The 20,056-nt window shown below is 64.3% G+C and carries 19 protein-coding genes; 12 read left to right on the forward strand and 7 right to left on the reverse strand.

What is annotated here, in order from left to right:
- The 5 genes from V6Z91_RS08950 (at position 1) to V6Z91_RS08970 (ending at position 5,710) form a co-directional block, all read left to right on the forward strand.
- Complete coding sequence (locus tag V6Z91_RS08950) at positions 1–1,110, forward strand: acyltransferase (protein WP_338769364.1); 1,110 nt, start codon at positions 1–3, stop codon at positions 1,108–1,110.
- On the forward strand, positions 1,107–2,366 hold the full coding sequence (locus V6Z91_RS08955; protein WP_338769366.1) for an ATP-grasp domain-containing protein: 1,260 nt from the start codon (positions 1,107–1,109) through the stop codon (positions 2,364–2,366). The genes V6Z91_RS08950 and V6Z91_RS08955 overlap by 4 nt, the downstream gene beginning before the upstream one ends.
- A gap of 78 nt (positions 2,367–2,444) precedes the next feature.
- Positions 2,445–3,425 (forward strand): glycosyltransferase family 2 protein, encoded by a 981-nt coding sequence (locus tag V6Z91_RS08960; protein WP_338769368.1) that lies wholly within the window; start codon positions 2,445–2,447, stop codon positions 3,423–3,425.
- Positions 3,422–4,426: a glycosyltransferase family 2 protein gene (locus V6Z91_RS08965; RefSeq protein ID WP_338769371.1), complete on the forward strand. Its 1,005-nt coding sequence runs from the start codon at positions 3,422–3,424 to the stop codon at positions 4,424–4,426. Before V6Z91_RS08960 ends, V6Z91_RS08965 begins: the two co-directional genes overlap by 4 nt.
- Positions 4,427–4,945: 519 nt before the next feature.
- Positions 4,946–5,710 carry an N-acetyltransferase gene (locus tag V6Z91_RS08970; RefSeq protein ID WP_338769374.1) on the forward strand — a complete coding sequence of 255 codons (765 nt, stop codon included), beginning with the start codon at positions 4,946–4,948 and terminating at the stop codon, positions 5,708–5,710.
- A 286-nt stretch (positions 5,711–5,996) separates the two neighbouring features.
- Here V6Z91_RS08970 and V6Z91_RS08975 read toward each other — a convergent pair whose 3' ends face one another.
- The 7 genes from V6Z91_RS08975 to V6Z91_RS09005 form a co-directional block, all read right to left on the reverse strand.
- Positions 5,997–6,959 carry a transglycosylase SLT domain-containing protein gene (locus V6Z91_RS08975; RefSeq protein WP_338769375.1) on the reverse strand — a complete coding sequence of 321 codons (963 nt, stop codon included), beginning with the start codon at positions 6,957–6,959 and terminating at the stop codon, positions 5,997–5,999.
- A 47-nt stretch (positions 6,960–7,006) separates the two neighbouring features.
- On the reverse strand, positions 7,007–8,113 hold the full coding sequence (locus V6Z91_RS08980) for a nucleotidyltransferase family protein (protein WP_338769377.1): 1,107 nt from the start codon (positions 8,111–8,113) through the stop codon (positions 7,007–7,009).
- Positions 8,110–9,012 (reverse strand): HprK-related kinase A, encoded by a 903-nt coding sequence (locus tag V6Z91_RS08985; RefSeq protein WP_338769379.1) that lies wholly within the window; start codon positions 9,010–9,012, stop codon positions 8,110–8,112. The genes V6Z91_RS08980 and V6Z91_RS08985 overlap by 4 nt, the downstream gene beginning before the upstream one ends.
- A 7-nt stretch (positions 9,013–9,019) precedes the next feature.
- Positions 9,020–9,253 carry an HPr-rel-A system PqqD family peptide chaperone gene (locus tag V6Z91_RS08990; RefSeq protein ID WP_338769381.1) on the reverse strand — a complete coding sequence of 78 codons (234 nt, stop codon included), beginning with the start codon at positions 9,251–9,253 and terminating at the stop codon, positions 9,020–9,022.
- Complete coding sequence (locus tag V6Z91_RS08995; RefSeq protein WP_338769383.1) at positions 9,253–9,819, reverse strand: hypothetical protein; 567 nt, start codon at positions 9,817–9,819, stop codon at positions 9,253–9,255. The genes V6Z91_RS08990 and V6Z91_RS08995 overlap by 1 nt, the downstream gene beginning before the upstream one ends.
- A 176-nt stretch (positions 9,820–9,995) precedes the next feature.
- Positions 9,996–10,568, reverse strand: coding sequence for an XrtA/PEP-CTERM system exopolysaccharide export protein (locus tag V6Z91_RS09000; protein WP_338771778.1), 573 nt, complete (start codon positions 10,566–10,568; stop codon positions 9,996–9,998).
- 193 nt (positions 10,569–10,761) lie between these two features.
- Positions 10,762–11,544, reverse strand: coding sequence for a serine protease (locus V6Z91_RS09005; RefSeq protein ID WP_338769385.1), 783 nt, complete (start codon positions 11,542–11,544; stop codon positions 10,762–10,764).
- Between the two features lie 268 nt (positions 11,545–11,812).
- Here V6Z91_RS09005 and V6Z91_RS09010 point away from each other — a divergent pair, with 268 nt between their 5' ends.
- From V6Z91_RS09010 to V6Z91_RS09040, 7 genes are read left to right on the forward strand one after another with little or no spacing between them, the layout of a single operon-like run.
- The gene (locus V6Z91_RS09010; RefSeq protein WP_338769387.1) at positions 11,813–13,333 is read left to right on the forward strand and encodes an XrtA system polysaccharide chain length determinant; all 1,521 of its coding nucleotides are present in this window, start codon (positions 11,813–11,815) and stop codon (positions 13,331–13,333) included.
- A 24-nt stretch (positions 13,334–13,357) separates the two neighbouring features.
- Positions 13,358–14,335, forward strand: a complete 978-nt coding sequence (locus tag V6Z91_RS09015) for an XrtA-associated tyrosine autokinase (RefSeq protein WP_338769390.1) — start codon at positions 13,358–13,360, stop codon at positions 14,333–14,335.
- Positions 14,328–15,860, forward strand: a complete 1,533-nt coding sequence (locus V6Z91_RS09020; protein ID WP_338769392.1) for a TIGR03016 family PEP-CTERM system-associated outer membrane protein — start codon at positions 14,328–14,330, stop codon at positions 15,858–15,860. Before V6Z91_RS09015 ends, V6Z91_RS09020 begins: the two co-directional genes overlap by 8 nt.
- 20 nt (positions 15,861–15,880) lie before the next feature.
- Positions 15,881–16,888: an XrtA/PEP-CTERM system-associated ATPase gene (locus V6Z91_RS09025; RefSeq protein WP_338769395.1), complete on the forward strand. Its 1,008-nt coding sequence runs from the start codon at positions 15,881–15,883 to the stop codon at positions 16,886–16,888.
- Between the two features lie 2 nt (positions 16,889–16,890).
- On the forward strand, positions 16,891–18,021 hold the full coding sequence (gene wecB, locus V6Z91_RS09030; RefSeq protein WP_338769398.1) for a UDP-N-acetylglucosamine 2-epimerase (non-hydrolyzing): 1,131 nt from the start codon (positions 16,891–16,893) through the stop codon (positions 18,019–18,021).
- Between the two features lie 8 nt (positions 18,022–18,029).
- Positions 18,030–18,914 (forward strand): XrtA system polysaccharide deacetylase, encoded by an 885-nt coding sequence (locus V6Z91_RS09035; RefSeq protein ID WP_338769401.1) that lies wholly within the window; start codon positions 18,030–18,032, stop codon positions 18,912–18,914.
- Positions 18,911–20,056, forward strand: coding sequence for a FemAB family XrtA/PEP-CTERM system-associated protein (locus V6Z91_RS09040; RefSeq protein ID WP_338769404.1), 1,146 nt, complete (start codon positions 18,911–18,913; stop codon positions 20,054–20,056). Before V6Z91_RS09035 ends, V6Z91_RS09040 begins: the two co-directional genes overlap by 4 nt.

The raw sequence follows: 20,056 nt of genomic DNA on the forward strand, positions 1-20,056 counted from the left end.
ATGAGCCGCGAATTCTCGCTGTACCTGGATGCCGTGCGTTTCCTGGCCGCGCTGATGGTCGTGGTCTACCACATGAACATGCGCTGGCTCAGCACCGCCATCCTGCCCCTGTCCGGCCACGGGCACGCGGCGGTGATGGTGTTCTTCGTGCTGTCCGGCTACGTGATCTCCTATATCCACGCCAGGCGCGAGAACACGCCCGCGGAATACTGGGCCAGCCGCCTGTCGCGCTTCTACTCGCTGGCGATCCCCGTGGTGCTGGCCACGCCGCTGCTCGACATGGCGGGCGAGGCGCTGCGTCCGGACATCTACCAGGGCTGGACCACGCATGGCCTGGCACCGGTGCGCATCGTCACGAGCCTCGCGTGGTTGAACGAGATCTGGACCATTTCCATCATGTCGTTCTCGAACACCCCGTACTGGTCGCTGTGCTACGAGATGTGGTACTACATCATGTTCGCCGTCTGGGTCTTCACCCGCGGCCGCACGCGCGTCTTGCTGCTGGCCGGCTGCGCGCTGGTCGTGGGCCCCAAGATCCTGCTGCTGGCACCCGTCTGGGCAATGGGCGTGGTATTGCACCGGTGGCAGTTCCTGCAGCGCACCTCGTTCGCTGCCGGCCTGGCGCTGTTCATCGGCTCGCTCGTGGCGTTCGGGCTGTTCCAGCATTACGAGCTGACGGAACGGGGCAGCGCGTGGATGCGCGGCCTGGTCGGCGAGGCATTGCATCATCAACTGACATTCTCCCGCTTCGCGCTGACCGATTACCTGCTGGGCCTGATCGTGGCCGCCAATTTCGTCGGCGCCCGCGCCATCGCGCCGATGCTGGGCCGCGTGCTGCTGCCGCTGGAGCGGCCGATCCGCTGGCTGGCCGGCTATACGTTCTCGCTGTACCTGATGCATCAACCGCTGCTGCTGTTCTTTGGCGCCGTGATCGACGGCGACCCGCGCGGCCCGCTGTATTTCTTCGCGGTGTTCGGGGCGATCCTCCTCGCCGTCTGGCTCGCCGGTTCCGTCACCGAGGGGCGCCGGCACCTGTTGCGCGCCTGGCTGCTGGCACGCCTGCAAGCGCTGCATGGATCGCGCTGGATCGGCGCGCGGGGTGCACGATGAACGCGCCCCTCGCAGCGCACGAGGCGGCGCCGGTCGCCGGTGAAGCGCCGGCGCAACGGCTGATTCCCGCCGTGGTGCTCGGCATCGACACGCCGATCGGCCTGGCGATCGTGCGCAGCCTCGGGCGGCGCGGCGTGTCCGTGTATGGCATCGCACGTGGCAGGGCGGCGCCGGGCTTGTCGTCGCGCTACCTGCGCCAGGGGCTGTTGCGTGCGGAGGATGCCGCCGGCACGCTCGACCAGCTGGAAAGCCTTGTGGGGCGCATCGGCCCCGCGTGCCTGTTCGCGATTTCCGAAGGCGATATCGCGTTGTTGAACCGGCACCGCGACCGGCTGGCCGGCTACCGGCTGATGTTCTCGGATGCACGCCGGATGGAGACGGTGCTCGACAAGCAGAAGACCTATGCCGCCGCCGGGCGGGCCGGCGTGCCGGTGCCGCGCACCGTGCAACCGGCCACGCTGCCCGAAGCGGCGGCCGCGGCACCGGCGCTGCGCTACCCCGTGGTATTGAAGTGGGCGGAGCCGAACGAAGCCGGCATCGTGCTGCGCCGCGCCGGGCTCACGCTGGACAAGACGCGTTACTGCCACGGCGCGGACGAACTGCTGGAGTACCTGCGCCAGTTCGAACCCGTCGGCCGCTATCCGATGATCCAGGAATATTGCGCGGGCTATGGGCTGGGCCAGTTCTTCCTCATGCACGGGGGCCAGGCCCACGCGATGTTCCAGCACCGGCGGCTGCATGAATGGCCGCCGGAGGGCGGTGTCTCCACGCTGTGCGAGTCGGTGCCGCTCACGCAGCATGCGGCATTGCGCGAGCGATCGATGGCCCTGCTGCGGGAACTCGACTGGGAAGGCATCGCGATGGTCGAGTACCGTTACGATCCCGAGCGCGACGAGGCGGCGCTGATGGAGATCAACGGCCGCTTCTGGGGCAGCCTGCCCCTTGCCTGCCAGGCCGGGGCCGATTTTCCGTGGCTGGCCTACAGCCTGCTGGGCGTCGGCGCCGCCCAACCCCAGCCGGAGTACCGGGCCGGCTTGCGCTGCCGCTTCATGATTCCGGAGACGAAGCGGCTCGCCCGGTTGCTGTTCCGGCCCGGCGCCGTGGCCGACCGCAATCTGGCGTTCTCCCGGGCCGGCGAGCTGGCGGGCTACCTGGGCGACTTCCTGCGCCCGTCCACGCGCTATTACCTGTTCACCTGGTCGGACCCGATGCCGTTCCTGCGCGACCTGTGGCACGTGCTGCGGCGTTCCGGCTGACTTTTACAAAGGAGTGAGGATGCACAGGCTACACCTATCCGTGGCAGGCGATCGCGCCGCAAGCAAGGGGGCAGCGGCGTGAAGATCGCAGTCGTCATACCGTATTTCCAGCGGCAGCCCGGCATCCTCGCCCGTGCGCTGCGCTCGGTGGCAGCCCAGACCGCCGATGCGCAACTGGACGTGATCGTGGTCGATGACGAGTCGCCGGTGCCGGCCAGCGAGGAAGTGGCGCAGCTGTCCGCGCAGTTGCCCGATGGCGGCCGCGCCCAAGTGCGCGTGGTGCGGCAAAAGAACGGCGGCCCGGCGGCGGCCCGCAACACGGGGCTCGATCACGTCACCGCCGATACCGAATTCGTGGCCTTCCTGGATTCGGACGACACGTGGCAGCCGTTTCACCTCGCCGATGCGCTGCGCGCACTTGCCGCCGGCTACGACTTCTACTTCACCGACTTCTTCCAGCTCAACCAGGCCGTCAGCGCATTCCAGCGCGCCGGACGCATCGATCCGGCACGGCACGCACTATTGCCGGGCGAGCGCCACCTGCACGTGTACCAGGCCGATATGCAGTCCCAGATCCTGGGCGGCAATGTGATCGGCACGCCGACTGTCGCTTACCGCTTCGGCTCGTTCCGCACGCTGCGCTTCCGGCCGGAATTCGTCTACGCCGGCGAGGATTACCTGTTCTGGCTCGACTTGTCGCGCATGACCGACCGGATCGCGTTCTCGTCGGCCCAGGCCGTCGTGTGCGGCGAAGGGGTCAATGTGTTCGCCGGCTCCGGCTGGGGCACGGAAAAGTCCCTGATCCGGCTTCACTATGAAATGAAATACAAGAAGGCGATCGCCCGCCTGTATCCGCTGACGGAGCGGCAGGTGAAGGAGAACCGCGAGGCAGTGCTGGCACTGCGGCGCAGCTTCGTGGCGGACGTGCTGCATCGCATGGCGCATCGCAAGCCGTTCCTGGACGTTTTATGGAAACAGTCGCGCATCGACTTACGCAGCGTGCTGTATTTCGTTCCGCTTGCGATCCGGCTGGTGCTGCGTCGGGAGGGCAACGCGTGAGCCGGGTCCTCGTCAGCATACTCAACTGGAACAGCGCACCGCAAACGATCGAGTGCGTGGGCGAGCTGCTGCGCCAGCAATTGCCCCATGGTGCCAGTGCCGACATTCTCGTCATCGACAATGGCTCGACGTCGGCCGATGCGGAAGCGCTTGGGCGCGGCTTACGCGATCTGCCGGTCACGCTCCGCCGCGAGAGCGTCAATCACGGCTTTGCCGGAGGCCATAACCTGGCCGTTGCCCGCGCACTGGACGAAGGCTACGATTTCCTCTGGCTGGTCAACAGCGATGCCGTGATGGGCAGCCACGACGTCCTGGCGCACTTGCTGGCACTGATGGCGAAGGACGAGCGTTGCGGCGCCGCGTCCCCGCTGCTGGCCATTCTCGGGCAGCCGGACAAAATCTACTTCTGCGGCAATTTCCACGACTGGTCGCGGCTCGATACGCATCGTGCCCGCGATGTCGACGATGCCAGGACGACGGCCGGGCAACGCCGTGCGCAGCAGTGGGTGCCCGGGACGGCGATGTTGCTGCGTACCCGGGCGCTGCGGGAAGCGGGCATGCTCGACGAGCGCATGTTCGCCTACTACGAGGACGACGAACTGTGTGCCCGGCTGGCAGCGCACGGCTGGCACAGCGCGGTCGCCTACGACGCGCGGGTATTGCATGCGATGCCGCGCCGGGAGACGGACCGGCCCCCCTATTACTTCTACCTCATGGCGCGCAATTACCTGATCTTCTGGCATGGCAGCACGCCCGCGGCACACCGGCAGCGGCTCGGCCTGAAGCTGCTCGATCGCGCCTTGTACGAGGTCAATCGCTTGCACTACCGGGGCTTTCCCGAGCAGGCGAACGCGGCATTGCTGGGGGTCGAGGACTTCCTGGCGCGCCGCTATGGCCGGCCCATGCTGGGCCGCAGCGCCGGCCTGCGAGTGCGCGCGCTGCGCGCCCTGCTATGGCTGCCCCATGTGCGCGTATTGCGTCGGCTCGATCAGGCGGCTTGAGCGGTTTTTCGACGACGCGAACGTGGTCGGCAAGCTGAGGCGCGGTCCGCGCGGCAGGCAAACTGATCAGGCCCACGCGGAGGAACCGACGTCTCGCCGAGCCGAGCTCTGCTGTAGTCTGGCCGCATTACGGGCAAGAAAAAAACCGGCTCGGGTTCCACAAAGCCGTGCAGATGCATTACCATCTGTGTGTCGCAAATCATAAGACAGGATGCGGCCTGCAAGCTGTAAGGCCGAACTCGCTTCGTTCAGTGAGCTGATTGCTTGGCTGTCGAACTTAGTTGATAAAGTGAGCTGATGAAGTCAGCTGATCAAGCCAACTGAAGAGCTCACGCCACGGACTCGCGAGTGAGCGTCATTCATGCAGAATGCCGCTACATCTTAATAATACATAATTTGGTAATAAACAAAAACAAGAATAAACAATAAACAAATCAGATAGTAGTTGGCGCACGACCGAAGCGATAACCTGCTCCGTTATCAGCAGACGGCGAGCCGCTCAACAGGGGAGTGTGTGCTATGGCCTCAGAGTTTACCAAGGACGGCAGCGAAGACCAGTACCCACCGGACGATTACGTCTCCGGTGAGCCGCTGGTAGTCGCGGTCGAAGAAGATAACTCTGCAAACATAACGCATGTGACTATCAATCAAGCTGATTTTTCGATCCGCGTCGCGGATACGGAGGCTGGGCGTGCCTCCGTGAGCATGCTCATCGATAAAATGTATGCGTGGCGAGGCTATACCGGCACGCATCGTATCGATAGCAATCCTAACCGCATCACCCTCGCTGCCTCCGACAAGGGGGAAGTGATTGGCACTGTCACGCTGGGCATCGACTCGTCGGTGGGAATCCTGGCGGACGAAGTATTTTCCGACTACATCGACGAGTTCCGTGCACGTGGCTCGAAGGTGTGCGAGATCACGAAGCTGGCATTTGCGCCGCACGTTAAATCCAAGAGCGCTCTTGCTTCGCTGTTTCACGTGATCTTTATTTACGGATACTACCTGCACGAGTGCACCGATATCTTCATCGAGGTGAATCCTCGGCACCGAAGATATTACATGAACATGTTGGGGTTCACCCAGGTTGGCGAGATGCGGATCAATCCCCGTGTCAATGCGCCGGCTTACCTGCTGAACGTTAACATGGACTATGTCAACGAGCAGATCCTGAAGCTCGGTGGCACCAGCATGCGCGCTGCGGGAGAACGGTCCTTGTATCCTTATTTCTTCTCGCCTCGGGAGGAACGCGGTATCGCCAACCGGCTACGGGAAATCGGCTGATTCCCGCAGCCGGACAGCGATTCGGCTTGCCGCACTGCGGCGGGGCAAGGGAAACGCCGGCTCGTTCGTGGCGGCGCTCCCAGCCCCGCAGGAAAACGCCCAACTGCATTACAAATCGTCGCCATGCTTCGGTATGGCGACGATTCACGCCTTGTCCGCCACTTTGTTCGGCGCTCATCCCATCCAACAGAATCAATGCGGCGCTCCGCAGGCACGCGATTTGGCACGAGCAAGGACATTGCGGCAGCTTGCGACAACAGCAGCGGCGGCTTGTCCGCCAGGCTGTTTATCGCACCGGGCGCGTGGCGCTGGACGAAGCCTGGCGGTAGCGGTGTGTCGGCAGCTTGTACAAGCGTGCGATGCGCGTGACGTAGTCACGGGTTTCGCGGTAAGGCGGGACGCCGCGATGGCGCAGTACGGCACCTTCGCCCGCGTTGTAGGCCGCCGCGACGAGCCGTACATCGCCATCGAACATCGACAGCAATTGGCGCAGGTAAGCCAGGCCACCACGCACGTTCGATTCCGGATCGAGCGGATCGGCGACCTGAAACCGCTGCGCGGTGGCGGGAATGAGTTGCATCAGGCCCTGCGCATTCTTGGGTGAGACGGCGTTGGCCCGGAACCCCGATTCGACGGCAATGACGGCCATTGCCAGCTCGGGGTCGACCTCGTAGACCGGTGCCAGCCGCTCGACGATCCTGCGCACCGGCGCGCTGGCGGCCGGGTAGCTGGCCTGCTTCCACGGGTCCGGATCCAGGTCGACCCGCAACGGGGGCGGTGGTTCATCGACCATGCACGCGGGGAGCGGCGTGTCCGGCCTTGCCGGCATTGCCTGCGCAAGGCGCGCTGCCTGCTCGTGGCCCTGGTCGGCCGCAGAGGAGAACAGCCGCCATGCCGCCGCCTCGTCGCGCGGCACGCCGCGGCCGTTCAACACCATCCATCCCAATGCATATTGCGCCTGGGCGGCTCCCAATTTCGCTGCCCGGCAATACAGGTCGGCTGCCTGCACGGCATCGCGCGGGACACCTTCGCCGTGTTCGTACATGGCCGCGTCCGCCATCAGCGCGGCAATGCGGTCGCTCGAAGCATGGCCCATCCCGGGGGCGAAAAGCAGCGCGAGGAGCTGCAACAGGCGTACATGGAAACGGCGGCGCGGCGCGGCAGTGGAGCAGGGCAGTGCTTGCCGATCGAAGGCGGCCGGCGCGCCGTGGCGCGACCGACGGATACCGCACAAGAGTTTGATGGCCATCGCTACCTCCAGGGGACCGTTTCAGTTTAGCGACTGCGACTGCTGAGTCACGCAGCTTCCGGTGTCGATTTGCGCGGGGACAAGAACGCCTTATGGAAGAGATGCCGTGCCAGCAGGAGCGGCGGCATGCGCAGCCAGTTGCCGCGCAGGTAGAGCAGGAACCTGGCCAGGGCATCAAGGCGGTCGCGGCAGCTGGCATGGTCCGGCACCAGCACGCGGCTAAACAGTGCATCCATCAGGCCCACGCATGCCGGCGATGGACCGGCGACATCCGCTTGCACTGCTGCGGGCACCTCCGTGCCCAGCATCATCGAGCAATAGCGCAGCGCATAGAACAGGGGGCGCTCGAGTTCCAGTTCGCGCGCACGGTCGGGCAGCTCGACCCAGAAACGGCGGTCGGCACCGAAGTGCGTGAGCAAGCGGTGGATATCCAGCAGGTCGCGCAGGCCGCTGTTGAATTCGCTTTCGCTGAACAGGTGCACGGCACTGTGCAATACCATGTCCACCGGTGCCAGCACGTACAGCCCCGGCATGCCGGGCAGGGGAACGGCGGCGGCGCGCAATAGCGCGGGGTTCGGCCGCATCGGCGCCGTCCGGGGCAGGATGGCGTGGTGGACGTCGATCATCGAGGCGCGGCGCAGGTGGCGCATCGGCGGCAGCTCGTGCATCCATTCCCGATAGTAGCGCTGGTCGTACGCATCATGGTGGGTGCCTGCCCAGCCGGCAAGCATCAGGGCCGCCTCCGCCTCGCCCAGCCGTTCTTCCGGTACCAGCACGTCGATATCGGAAAACAGCCGGCCATGCGCGGGCGGAAGCCCCGCCAAGGTATAGGCGGCCCCTTTCAGCAGGATCAGCGGTACGCCCAGGTCCGCCAGCGCCTGCCTGATCAGGCGTACCTCCCACGACACGCCCTGGCGATGGCGACGTGCCAGGACAGCGGCCCAGTCCAGTTGCTCCCGCGCGGGCGCCGGTACCTGTTCCCGCAAACCGCACTCGTCGAGGAGGCAGGACAGCGTGGCGAGCAAGTTCGTGGCGCCAGCCTGCCGCAACAACAGATCCCAGCCGGCATCATCGAGATCCGGCAGGCGCGCCGGGTGGTGCGTCAAGGCGCGCAACGCGGCGACCAGCAATGGCTGGAGACGTGCGTGCTTCACGGCAGGCTGTCGAAAAAGGCGAGCGCATCGTCCAGCTTGCTGTAGCGGAACCGGTATCCCCGGCTGCGTTCGACGAGCCCTGCCAGGGCCGTGAATCCTTCCGCGCCCAGCAGGCTGTAGTTGAAGCAGTTCTGCGCCAGTTGCATGAATGTGTCGGCACGCGCCACGGGCTCGGCCGTCGCTGCGCTGCCTGCCTCGAAGCGCGGAAAGACGACCCATGCCGGCAATGCGCTCTCGCCGGCCCGCGCCACGCTGTCGGCCGGCGCACGCATGTGCGCCACCGTGCCCTTGGCCGTGTCGGTGACGGCACGGCTCATCACGCTGCCGGGCACGTAATCGCGGATGACGGCGATCGACGCATTCTTCAGGCTGATCGGCCGCGGCAGCGGGTGCAGGACGCCTTCTTCCAGGCGCAGCAAAGCCAGCTCGTCCGAGAGCAGGCGCCAGCCGCCGCGGCCGACGAGCGCGGCACAGAGCGTGCTCTTGCCCGAGCCGGGGGGCGCCGGCAGGATCACGGCCCGCCCATTCTTTTCGACGACGGCCGCGTGGATGATCAGGTAGCGGTTGGCCCGGCTCGACACGCACCAGTTCAGCCCCCATTCGAACATGGGAAAAGCCTGATCCAGGGGCAAGGGCTTGAACATGGAACGCCTGTCGTAGAGCAGCGTCACCTGGGGCCGCAGCCAGCGGCGCAACGTGGCGGGGCGCACCAGGTCCAGATGGAAATCCGCAAAGCCGCTGGACAACGGGTAGTCGCCGTAGAGCCGATGGATGCCGTCGGCAACGCTGGCAATGGGCGAACGCAGCAAGGTCGTGAAGCGCCCCGTGCGCAGGTGGATTCCTGGCCCGGCAAGGCATTCGCCGAGCTGGGCGCGGGTCAGGCTGCCGACATGCGTCATGGCATGCTCAGCAAGGCTCGACCAGGTCGAGCTGGCGCAGTGTGGCGAGCATGTCGGCCAATTCGGGTGCCGCCAGCTCTTCCGGGGTCACGTCGCCATCCCGCAGCGCCATCAGCAGGCTCATCGCCTCTTCCGCCAACAGGTGGGTATCGCCCGACAGATCGTTGTAGAGCACATAGGCGCCGTCCCAGCCGCGGTGCAGCAGGGCCTGGCCGGGAACGAGGCGCCACGACGAAGCCATCAGTACATGGTGCCGCGCAGGTACTCGACGATCTTCGCGCCGTCCCAGCGCACGCCAGCGGTCGGCGTGTAGTAGCCCTTGGCCTGGTATTCCAGCCAGATGCGCTGGAGCATGGGCACCGTCTGGAAGGTCGACAGCCCGGCTTGCACATTCAGGTAGCATGCGATGAGATGGCGGCCGATGCCATTCCTGTCCCATTGCTGCGGTTCGAGGATGGCGGCCTGGCTGATGGTACCGTAGGTCTTGCCATTTATCCCATTGCAACTGAAGACCTTGGCGTATAACTGGGCCTTGTTGGTACCACGGGGCCAGCTATGCGTTTTCCAGTAACCCGGCGAGCGGCCCGCACAGGTGGGCGGCGGACCGCGAAAGCTTTGCAGGCCGCCCGATAGATAGCCTGACGGCGTGGTGCACACCTCGACCGCCATGCCCGGTTGGCTATGCAGCGTGAGCAGTACGCCCGAAGCGGCGACCCCGGCGCGGGTAAAGCGTCGCCGCGCCGCGCCCTCGGGCGACAAATCCGGCTTGCCATTGTCTGGCGCGTCTTGCTGTTGTTCAGTGGACACGTCGGTATTCCTTCTGGATCGAATGCGTTAAGTATTGCGAAAAAGGTAAGCAATTACCGTTCCCAATACCGTTCACATATGCTTGCACCATGCAAATCAATGACTTAAAGCAAAGGAACCAGTCATCGGATTTGATCTGGTCCAAAGCTGTAAAGATTCTCGACAGCTCAGCCAGCTCAGAAGAAGCTTTCAGGAATGATCAGGATATCCCCCGGACGCATCGCGACGTTCGCGGAGATATCGCCCTCCTTGATCAGGTCGTTCAGGCGCACGCGGTATTGCTGCTGCTTGCCATCGACATTCCGCACGATGGTGGCCTTGTTTCCCGCCGCGAATTCGGTCACGCCACCCACGGCGATCAGGACATCCATCAGCGACATGTCGCGCCGGTAGGGCAGGGCCTGCGGCCGCGCAGCCTGCCCGATCACGCGGATTTGCTCGCCATACGTTCCCGTAAAGCCGGTGACGATGACGGTGACGACCGGTTGCTGGATGTATTTGGCGAGGGCCTTTTCGATGTCGCGTGCCAACGCGGTCGGCGTCTTGCCGCTCGCTTCGAGATCCTCGACGAGCGGCGTGGTGATCTTGCCATCCGGCCGTACCGGCACGCTCTGCGACACCTCGGGGTTGCGCCACACAATGATATTGACGTTATCGCCCGGACCGATCAGGTAATCCGGTGCCGGCGCGGGTCCCGCATCGGCCATCAAGTTCCCCGAACTGGCGCACCCGCCCAGGGCACCCACCATGACCGCGCCTGCCGCCAGCCATTTGAACAGCGTTTGGTATTTCACGGGACTCTCCAGTTTGGTTGTTACGGACGGCCCGCATGGAGCGCAGGCGCGGTTGTGTGCACGACGTGTATTACGCGACCGTAACTTTCATTTTCTAAATTTTGTGTTGCATATTTTATACGAGCCCAACGTCGAACCGCGTAATTTTTTACTTCTTGTTGGCACCTTGTTGCAACAGTTCCTGTACGTATTTCACCGGAATTGCGTAGGCGATTCCGCTGGGTTGGCTGAGGCCGTTTTCTTTGTGGACTTTCAGGAGCGTCATGTTGATGACGCCGAATACGACGCCGCTTTCCGGGTCATACACGGGACTGCCGCTATTGCCGGGGTAGGCGGTGCCGTCCAGCTGCATGATCTCGAACGGTCTTCTGAGCTGGCTGATCGCGCGCGCGTCGAGCCGGCGCGAATTGGGCGACGGCAGCAGGATCGGAGTGATGGCCGACAACATGGCCCGGTGTGTGACAGGCGTTAATCCAAGGCTCATGCCGAGCGGGAATCCGGTAAATGCGAAGGACTGGCCTTCGGCAAGGGAACCGCTGCTGTCCAGGCGCATCGCAGGCAACGGCGCGCCGGCCAGGCGCAAGTGGGCAAGGTCGTGTTCACGGTCGAGCGCGGTCACGGTGGCAGGACGGAAATCGAGCTTGCCTTCCGTGCTGGTCACGATGCCCAGCGTTTCCATTCGTTCCGTGTTCAGCTCGGGTAACGCATGGGCGTTGGTGATGATCGACAGGCCATCGCCCACGGCGAATCCGGTAGCCACGAAAACGATCGCGGGGCTGCGCGTGCGCAGCATCGTGCCCACCCCGACCACCGAGGATTTAACGACGGGAATCGTATCTTTCAGGGCGGCGCGACCCGTGCCGGGAACGATGCACAGGGCGACCGTCCAGGCCAACAACAGGAAGCGAACGATACGGATGGGATGGCTCATCGAATCAGCATAGCAGAATTGCAGTGACTCGAAGTCACTGTGTTTGTTGCTAGAGAAGAGTTAAGTTTTGCGTTTTGTGAGGAGAATGCAACGCTTGCGCCAATGTCATGTTGGAAAGAAAAATTAATATCAACAGGCAATCATTTCTGGGGTATGATAGGGTAATTGATGTAATTTAAGCAATATTCAGGAAGGTCAAAGGTAGGGAAGTTTTCGAGCGCAGTGTCCTGGATGGCTTGGCTGAAAGCGAGTTTACAAGATGGCAGAAATGATGGCCCTGCTTTTGAGCTTCCTCAAAGCAATTGGCAAGTACCGCTGGTATGCGGTGGCAATCACGTGGCTCGTTGCCGTTGTCGGCTGGACCGTCGTTTCCAAATTACCCAACGATTACCAGGCTTCCGCGCGCGTCTACGTTGATACCCAAAGTATCTTGAAGCCCTTGCTCGCGAGCATGACGACGCTGCCGAATACGGAGCAGCAAGTCATGTTCATGCGCCGCACGCTGATCAGCCGGCCGAACGTCGAGCGCGTGTTGCGGATGGTTGACCTCGACATTACCGCGAAGACGCCGAAGGAACACGAAAAGCTCGTCAACGAGCTGATGACGCAGATCAAGGTGATCGGCACCGAACGCGACGACATCTATACGATCTCCTACAACAACCCCAATCCCAAGCTGGGCAAGGAAGTGGTGCAATCGCTGCTGACCATCTTTGTCGAGGGCAGTTTCGGCGGCAAGCAGCAGGAATCGGAAAAGGCGATCCAGTTCATCGACGACCAGATCAAGATGTACGAGGAAAAGCTCGCTACCGGCGAGAACCTGCTGAAGGAGTTCAAGATCCGCCACATGGGCCTGCTGCCGCGCCAGGGCGGCGACTATGCCTCTTCCTATGTCGACCTGAACGAAAAGATCAGCCAGGCCCGCCTGGAGTTGCTGGAAGCGGAGCAGGCACGCGATGCGATCAAGCGCCAGATGGCCGGCGATGACATGGCACCGCTCACCGACACGGCCGAGCGCGAAATCGTCAATCCGGAACTGGACGGGCGCATCTCGACCCTGGAAAAGAATCTCGACACGCTGCGGATGCAGTACACGGACGAACACCCCGACATCGTGGCCGCCAAGCGCCTGATCGCCCAGCTCGAGCAGCGCAAGAAGGAGGAAGCGAAGAAGGTTCGCGCCGTGGATCCCGGCGCCGGCTACAGCCCGATGCTGCAACAGATGAATGTCCAGCTGTCGGTGGAGGAAGCCCGCATCGCCTCGCTGAAGGCGCGGGTGGGCGAATACTCGTCGCGCCTGGCGCAGATGCGCGAGATGAGCACCCAGGCACCGGAAGTGGAAGCGCAGCTGGCCCAGCTGAACCGCGACTACGCGGTCAACAAGGACAACTACGAGAAGCTGGTGTCGCGCCGCGAGGCCGCGAAACTGTCGGGCGATTTGTCCACGGTGACCGACATGCTGACGTTCCGCGTCGTCGATCCACCTTCCGTGCCGAGCACGCCGGCAGGGCCGAACCGGCCCCGCCTGTACACGCTCGTGCTCCTCGGCGCACTGGTCGCCGGCCTCGGCACGGCTCTGCTGCTGAGCCAGATCCGGCCGACCTTCCTCAGCCAGGTCAGCCTGCGCGAGACCACGGGCCTGCCCATCCTGGGCAGCATCGGCATGAACTGGACCGACCAGCAGAAGGTGCGCCGCCGCCGCCGCCTGTACGCGTTCGCCGCGGCGGTTGCCTCCCTGTTCACCGCCTATGGCGGGGTATTGGCCTTCACCGTTTTCCGGCAAGCCTAGGCCGGGGAAAGCACAGGTTATCAAGTGAGCATTATCGAGAAAGCCGCCAACCGCATCGGCAAGTCCGTCGCGCCGCCAGCCCCGCTGGCCCAGGTCCGTACGCAGGCGGTGGAGCCGAGCGCGCATGAGCCGGCCGGCGGCAGCCAGGATACCGCGGTGGCCGAGCGGCCCCAGGCCGGGGCACCGGGATTGCGCCAGGCGGAACAGGCACCAGGCGATGGTCCCGCCGGCGACCTGTCCACGCCGGCGCCGGCACGGCCGGAACCGGCCCGCCGCCCGGGGCGCGTGATCGAGCTCGACCTCGCGCGCATGAACGAGAGCGGCCTCGTGACCGCGGCCGGCGGGCGCACCAATCTCGTCGAGGATTTCCGGATCATCAAGCGGCCGCTGATCAAGCGCGCCTTCGCGCCGCGCAAGCCGAACGCGAACCCCGGCAACCTGATCATGATTACCAGTTCGCTGCCGGGCGAGGGCAAGACCTTCACGTCGATCAACCTGGCGATGAGCATCGCGATGGAGCTCGACCACACCGTGCTGCTCGTCGATGCCGACGTGGCCCGCCCTTCGGTCTTGCGCACGCTTGGCCTGCCGGCGCAGCGCGGCCTGATGGACATCCTGCTCGACGAGCACCTCGATATGTCCGACGTGATGTTGCGCACCAACGTCAACACGCTGTCGATCCTGCCCGCCGGCACGTCGAACCCGCGCGCCACCGAGCTCCTGGCCAGCCAGGCGATGACCTCCCTGGTGCGGGAGATCGCCGAGCGCTATCCGGACCGGATCGTGATCTTCGATTCGCCGCCGTTGCTGCTGACGAGCGAAGCGCACGTGCTGGCCAGCCACATGGGACAGATCGTCGTTGTCGTGGAGTCGGAAAAGACCACCCAGCACGCGGTCAAGGAAGCGCTGCACCAGCTCGAAGGCTGCAGCAACGTCAATCTCGTCTACAACAAGTCGCGCGAGCTGAACACGTCCAGCAAGTACGACTATCACTATGGCTGAACGTCGTACCCGCTGTGCCGCGCTTGGCTCGGTGCTGCTGCTCGCCCTGTTGCCCTCGGCGGTGCGCGCGGCCTGGCAGGTCAAGCCCAGCGTGGAAGTGCGCGAGACATGGTCGGACAACCCGGATCTTCGCAGTGACAATGACAAGCGCAGCCAGTTCATCACCTCCGTGTCGCCGGGCATCGCCGTCACGAACGAAAGCCCGCGGCTGCAGGTGTCGGCGTCCTACCAGCTGAACGCGTTCGCCTATTCGGACGAGCGGGCCAACAACCAGCGCCTGAACAGTTCGCTCAACGCCAGCGCCAGGGGCAACCCGCTGCGCGATTTTCTCTACTTCGATGCGTCGGCCTCGATCAGCCAGGCGGCGGTTTCCGCGTTCGGCCCGGTCAGCGACAGTCCCTATTCCGGGAGCAACCGCAGCGAAGTACGAAGCTACCGCATCTCGCCCTATATCCAGCACCAGTTCGGCAACTTCGCGACGACCCAGTTGCGCTATTCGCACGACCTGGTGGACAGCGACTTTGCCGGCCTGGCCCGCAGCCAGGCCGATACGATCGACCTGGCCATCAACAGCGGCCCCACGTTCAGGACGCTCGGCTGGGGATTGCAGCTGAACCGCGAAAACGTCGAGGACGGCCTGGCCCCCAAATCGATCAACAGTTCCGCGCTGGCATCGCTGCGCTATGCGCTCAATCGCCAGTTCAGCCTGACCGGCACCGGCGGCTACGACAAGTTCGACTATGAAGGGATGGGGGAGGAAACCAAGGGCGCCTCCTGGTCGCTGGGTTTCTCGTACGAGCCCAGCGCCCGCACGAGCTTGCGCATGTCCGCCGGCCGGCGCTACTACGGCAACAGCTACTTCCTCGCCGCCACGCATCGCAGCCGCAACACGGTGTGGAGCATCAATTACAGCGACGATGTCAGCACGAGCCGGAGCAACTTCCTGCTGCCGTCGGCCGTGGACACGGCGAGCATGCTGAACCAGATGTACCAGGCGACCATTCCCGATCCCGTGCAGCGCGCGTTGTTCGTGCAGGCGTACATCCGTGCACTGAACCTGCCGCGTTCGATCCCCAACGCCATCAACTACTTCAGCAACCGCTACTCGCTGCAGAGGCAGCTCAATGCGTCGATGGCATGGCGTTCCTCGCGCACGACGGCGGTCGCCAACCTGTACAAGACGCGCCGCGAAGCGTTGTCGCTGGTGCGGTACGACAGCGCATTGCTGGGGCCGGGGCAGCAGAACCTGAACGACGATACAGACCAGACCGGTATGTCGGTCAATGTCAGTTACCGCCTGAGCGCGCGCACCAGCGCGGCCCTTTCCGCCAATGCCAGCCGGAGCAAATCGCTCAGCGGCAACCTGAGCGACAACAGCCGGCAATTCCGCCTGTACGTGACGCGCAGCTTCCAGCAGCGCCTGGCCGGCACCCTGGAAGTACGGCGCAATTCCGGCAGCCTGGGACTGCAGAACGGCTCCTATGCCGAGAATGCCGTGTCGACTTCCCTTTCGATGAATTTCTGACCGAGCGAGACGTTTTCATCATGTACGAAAGTTATTACGGGCTCAGCGACAAGCCCTTCCGCCTGCGCCCGGACCCCCATTTCTTCTTCGGCAGCAAGGGGCACAAGCGGGCGATGGCCTACCTCGAGTATGGCCTGGCGCAGGGCGAGGGTTTCATCGTCATTACCGGTGAAGTCGGGGCCGGCAAGACGACGCTGGTGCGCAACCTGTTCCGGCAGATCGAATCGGACCGCATCGTTGCCGCGCACATCGTCAATACGCATGTGAGCGCCGATGACATCGTGCGCGGCGTGGTGGCCGCGTTCGGCCTGCCGTTCGAGGACAGTGCAAGCAAGACGACGTTGCTGGCGCGCCTGGAAGCGTTCCTGCGCAGCTGCGACCAGCAAGGCAAGCGGGCACTGCTGGTGGTTGACGAAGCGCAGAACCTCACCCCCCGCGTGGTGGAAGAATTGCGCATGCTGTCGAATTTTCAGTCCGATGACAAGCCACTGCTGCAGACGTTCCTGCTGGGCCAACCCGAGTTTCGCGCTACCTTGCATAACCCTGCCATGCAGCAGCTGCGCCAGCGCGTCATCGCCACCTACCACCTGGGTCCGATGGACGAGCTGGAAACCCAGGCTTACATCGAACACCGGTTGCTCACCGTGGGCTGGAAAGGCGATCCGTCGTTCACCCCGGCGGCCCATGCCGCCATCTACGAATTCACGGGAGGCATACCGCGCAAGACCAACCACCTGTGCGATCGCCTGCTGCTGATGGGTTTCCTGGAAGAGATGCATGCGTTCACGGACGCGGAGGTCGACATCGTGGTCCGCGATATCGAGCAGGAATTCGAGGCTCCCGCCAATGCGGCGGGAGCACCGCAAGCCGCTGCTGCCGACCCGGAAAGCGCCGTGTTCGCGAACCAGTACCCGGCGGTGATGGACGAGCGCATGTTGCGGCTGGAACGGTCGATGGGCTCCGTCCTGTCGATCCTGAAACGCATCGTGAGCACGCCGGCCGGCGTCAACCAGGCCATGGATGAATGATCATGAGTGATAACGACAAAACCCACCGTATCCTGTGCGTCGTCGGCGCCCGCCCGAACTTCATGAAGATGGCACCGATCATGGCCGCTTTCGGCGCGCTGCCGGCGGTGGAGGCAAAGCTCGTGCATACGGGCCAGCACTACGACGTGGCCATGAACCACCAGTATTTCCAGGCATTGGGCATTCCCGATCCCGATATCAACCTGGAAGTGGGCAGCGGCAGCCACGCGCAGCAGACGGCCGAAGTGATGCGCCGCTTCGAACCGGCGCTGGACGACGTGGCACCGTCGGCGGTCCTGGTGGTGGGCGACGTCAATTCCACGATCGCCTGCGCGCTGGTGGCCGCGAAGAAGGGCGTGCCGGTGATCCACGTGGAAGCGGGCCTGCGCAGCCACGATCGCGCCATGCCGGAGGAAATCAACCGCGTATTGACCGATCAACTGTCCGACCTGCTGTTCACCACCGAGGAAAGCGGCCGCGCCAACCTGCTGAAGGAAGGCATCGCCGACGAGCGTATCCACTTCGTCGGCAACGTAATGATCGATACGCTGCGGCTGAACCTGCCCCGCGCGGTGCCCGCCGCCCGCATCGCGGCCGATGCCGGCCGTACCGGCTTTGCCGACAACGGCTACGCGGTGCTGACGCTGCACCGGCCGTCGAATGTCGATGACGCCGCCATCCTGAAAGGGCTGCTCGAAACTGCCGGCGCCATCAGCGAACGCGTGCCGGTCATCTTCCCTGTCCACCCGCGCACGCGCGCCACGATCGAGCGCTTCGGCCTGGCGCACCTGCTCGACCGGCCGACGCTCCTGCTGCTGCCGCCGATGGGTTACCTGGAAATGCTGGGCCTGATGAAGGATGCGAAAGTCGTGCTGACCGACTCCGGCGGCATCCAGGAAGAGACGACCGCGCTCGGCACCCCATGCATCACCTTGCGCCACAACACGGAGCGGCCGATCACCGTCGACGAAGGCACCAATACCATCGCCGGCAATGCGCCGGACGCGATCCTTGCCGCATTCGACAGCATACTGGCCGGCGGCGGCAAGGCCGGCCGCGTGCCGCATTTCTGGGATGGCCGCGCCGCCGAGCGCATCGCCGACATCGTCGTGCGCTGGTTGCAGGACCGCTAGGAGCCGGCATGAACGCGCCTGTACGCCAACTGCATTCCCCTGCCGCCGGTGCGGCCGCGCTGCGCAATGCGATGACGATCGACGTGGAGGATTACTTCCAGGTGTCCGCCTTCGCGGACCACATCGCGCGCGACAGCTGGCCCACGCGCGAATGCCGCGTCGAGGCGAACATCGAGCGCATTCTTGCGATCCTCGAAGAAGGCGGAGCGCACGGCACGTTCTTTACATTGGGCTGGGTCGCCGAACGCTATCCGGCGATGGTCAGGCGCATCGTCGCCGGCGGCCACGAACTGGCCAGCCATGGCTACGGGCACCTGCGCGCATCGGACCAGACGCGCGAGCAGTTTTTGGAGGACGTCTCCCGCAGCAAGGCGATCCTGGAAGACATCGGCGGCAACGCCGTGCTGGGTTACCGCGCGCCCAGCTTCTCGATCGGCCCGGCCAACCTGTGGGCGCTCGATGTCCTGCACGATGCCGGCTACCGCTACAGCTCGTCGATCTACCCGATCGCGCACGACCACTACGGCATGCCGGACGCTCCCCGCTTCGCGTTCTACCCGAATGGCACCGACGGCCTGCTCGAGGTGCCGATCACCACGGTGCGCATGATGGAGCGCAACCTGCCGGCCGGCGGCGGCGGGTACTTCCGGCTGCTGCCCTATGCGTTGTCGCGCCGCCTGATGCGGCGTGTCAATCGCGAGGATGGACAGCCGGCGATCTTCTATTTCCATCCGTGGGAAATCGATCCGGGCCAGCCGCGCATCGGCGGCGTGGGCGCCAAGACCCGCTTCCGCCACTATGTGAACCTGGCCCGGATGGAAAGCCGGATTCGCGCATTGACCCGCGACTTCAAGTGGGATCGCATGGACCGCATCTTCCTGGAGCGCGCATGAGTGCCATCATCGAACAGGCCATGCGGCGGGCGCAGGCCCAGCCGGACACCGCCCCTGAAGCCGTGGCCGAACCCGTTGCGCAACCGGGGCCCCTGTCGGTCCGCCTGCTCGATACCGGGAGCGCCGACCGCGCCCGCTGGGATGCCTTTGTCGCGGCGTGTCCCGACGCCACGTTCTTCCACCGCTCGGGCTGGCGACGCGTGATCGAAGAGGCGTTCGGCCACCGCACCTGGTTCTTCCTGGCCGAACGCGATGGTGCGATCGAAGGCGTGCTGCCGCTGGCGCAGATCAGGAGCCGGCTGTTCGGCCACTCGCTGGTCGCCTTGCCGTTCTGCGTGTACGGCGGCGTGGCGGCGCTCTGCGATGCGGCCCGTGCCGCCCTCGATGCCGAGGCCCTGCAACTGGCCGCCTCGCTGAACGTGGGGCACCTCGAATACCGCAACTATGCGCCGGCCCATCCGGGCGATCCGGCATGGCTGGGCAAGGACCTGTACGTCACGTTCCGCAAGGAGATCAGCGGCGACGACGAAGCCAATATGAACGCGATCCCGCGCAAGCAGCGCGCCATGGTCCGCAAGGGGATCAAGCTGGGCCTGGCGGGCGAGGTCGACCAGCACGTCGACCGGTTCTTCGTTGCCTACGCGAACAGCGTGCACCGCCTGGGCACACCGGTATTCTCCAAGAAATACTTCCGTCTGCTGAAGGAGGAATTCGGCGACGATTGCGAAGTGCGCGTCATCGTCCAGGGCGAGGGAGCGGAGAAGCGGCTCGTTGCCGGCGTGCTGAGCTTCTTCTTCCGCGACGAGGTGCTGCCGTACTACGGCGGCGGCATGCCGATCGCGCGCGACGTGGCCGGCAACGACTTCATGTACTGGAACCTCATGCAGGCTTCCGCGGCGAAGGGCTGCCGGCTCTTCGATTTCGGCCGCAGCAAGCGCGGTACCGGCGCCTTCGACTTCAAGAAGAACTGGGGCTTCACCGCCCAGCCCTTGCCGTACGAATACCGGCTCGTCGCATCGACCGACCTGCCGGATGTGAACCCGCTGAACCCGAAGTACCAACTGTTCATCAAGTTGTGGCAGAAACTACCGCTTTCGCTGGCGAACGCGCTGGGTCCGCACATCGTCAAAGACCTGGGGTGA

The organism is Massilia sp. METH4 (assembly GCF_037094685.1).
In the GTDB taxonomy this organism is placed as follows: Bacteria; Pseudomonadota; Gammaproteobacteria; order Burkholderiales; family Burkholderiaceae_D; genus Rugamonas.

What these genes read in the sequence shown, in the direction of transcription:
- V6Z91_RS08950 (WP_338769364.1), top strand. Translation starts at nt 1, where the DNA reads ATGAGCCGCGAATTCTCGCTGTACCTGGATGCCGTGCGTTTCCTGGCC.
- V6Z91_RS08955 (WP_338769366.1), top strand. Translation starts at nt 1,107, where the DNA reads ATGAACGCGCCCCTCGCAGCGCACGAGGCGGCGCCGGTCGCCGGTGAA.
- V6Z91_RS08970 (WP_338769374.1), top strand. Translation starts at nt 4,946, where the DNA reads ATGGCCTCAGAGTTTACCAAGGACGGCAGCGAAGACCAGTACCCACCG.
- V6Z91_RS08975 (WP_338769375.1), bottom strand. Translation starts at nt 6,959, where the DNA reads ATGGCCATCAAACTCTTGTGCGGTATCCGTCGGTCGCGCCACGGCGCG.
- V6Z91_RS08985 (WP_338769379.1), bottom strand. Translation starts at nt 9,012, where the DNA reads ATGACGCATGTCGGCAGCCTGACCCGCGCCCAGCTCGGCGAATGCCTT.
- V6Z91_RS08990 (WP_338769381.1), bottom strand. Translation starts at nt 9,253, where the DNA reads ATGGCTTCGTCGTGGCGCCTCGTTCCCGGCCAGGCCCTGCTGCACCGC.
- V6Z91_RS09000 (WP_338771778.1), bottom strand. Translation starts at nt 10,568, where the DNA reads ATGGTGGGTGCCCTGGGCGGGTGCGCCAGTTCGGGGAACTTGATGGCC.
- V6Z91_RS09005 (WP_338769385.1), bottom strand. Translation starts at nt 11,544, where the DNA reads ATGAGCCATCCCATCCGTATCGTTCGCTTCCTGTTGTTGGCCTGGACG.
- V6Z91_RS09010 (WP_338769387.1), top strand. Translation starts at nt 11,813, where the DNA reads ATGATGGCCCTGCTTTTGAGCTTCCTCAAAGCAATTGGCAAGTACCGC.
- V6Z91_RS09020 (WP_338769392.1), top strand. Translation starts at nt 14,328, where the DNA reads ATGGCTGAACGTCGTACCCGCTGTGCCGCGCTTGGCTCGGTGCTGCTG.
- V6Z91_RS09025 (WP_338769395.1), top strand. Translation starts at nt 15,881, where the DNA reads ATGTACGAAAGTTATTACGGGCTCAGCGACAAGCCCTTCCGCCTGCGC.
- wecB (WP_338769398.1), top strand. Translation starts at nt 16,891, where the DNA reads ATGAGTGATAACGACAAAACCCACCGTATCCTGTGCGTCGTCGGCGCC.
- V6Z91_RS09035 (WP_338769401.1), top strand. Translation starts at nt 18,030, where the DNA reads ATGAACGCGCCTGTACGCCAACTGCATTCCCCTGCCGCCGGTGCGGCC.
- V6Z91_RS09040 (WP_338769404.1), top strand. Translation starts at nt 18,911, where the DNA reads ATGAGTGCCATCATCGAACAGGCCATGCGGCGGGCGCAGGCCCAGCCG.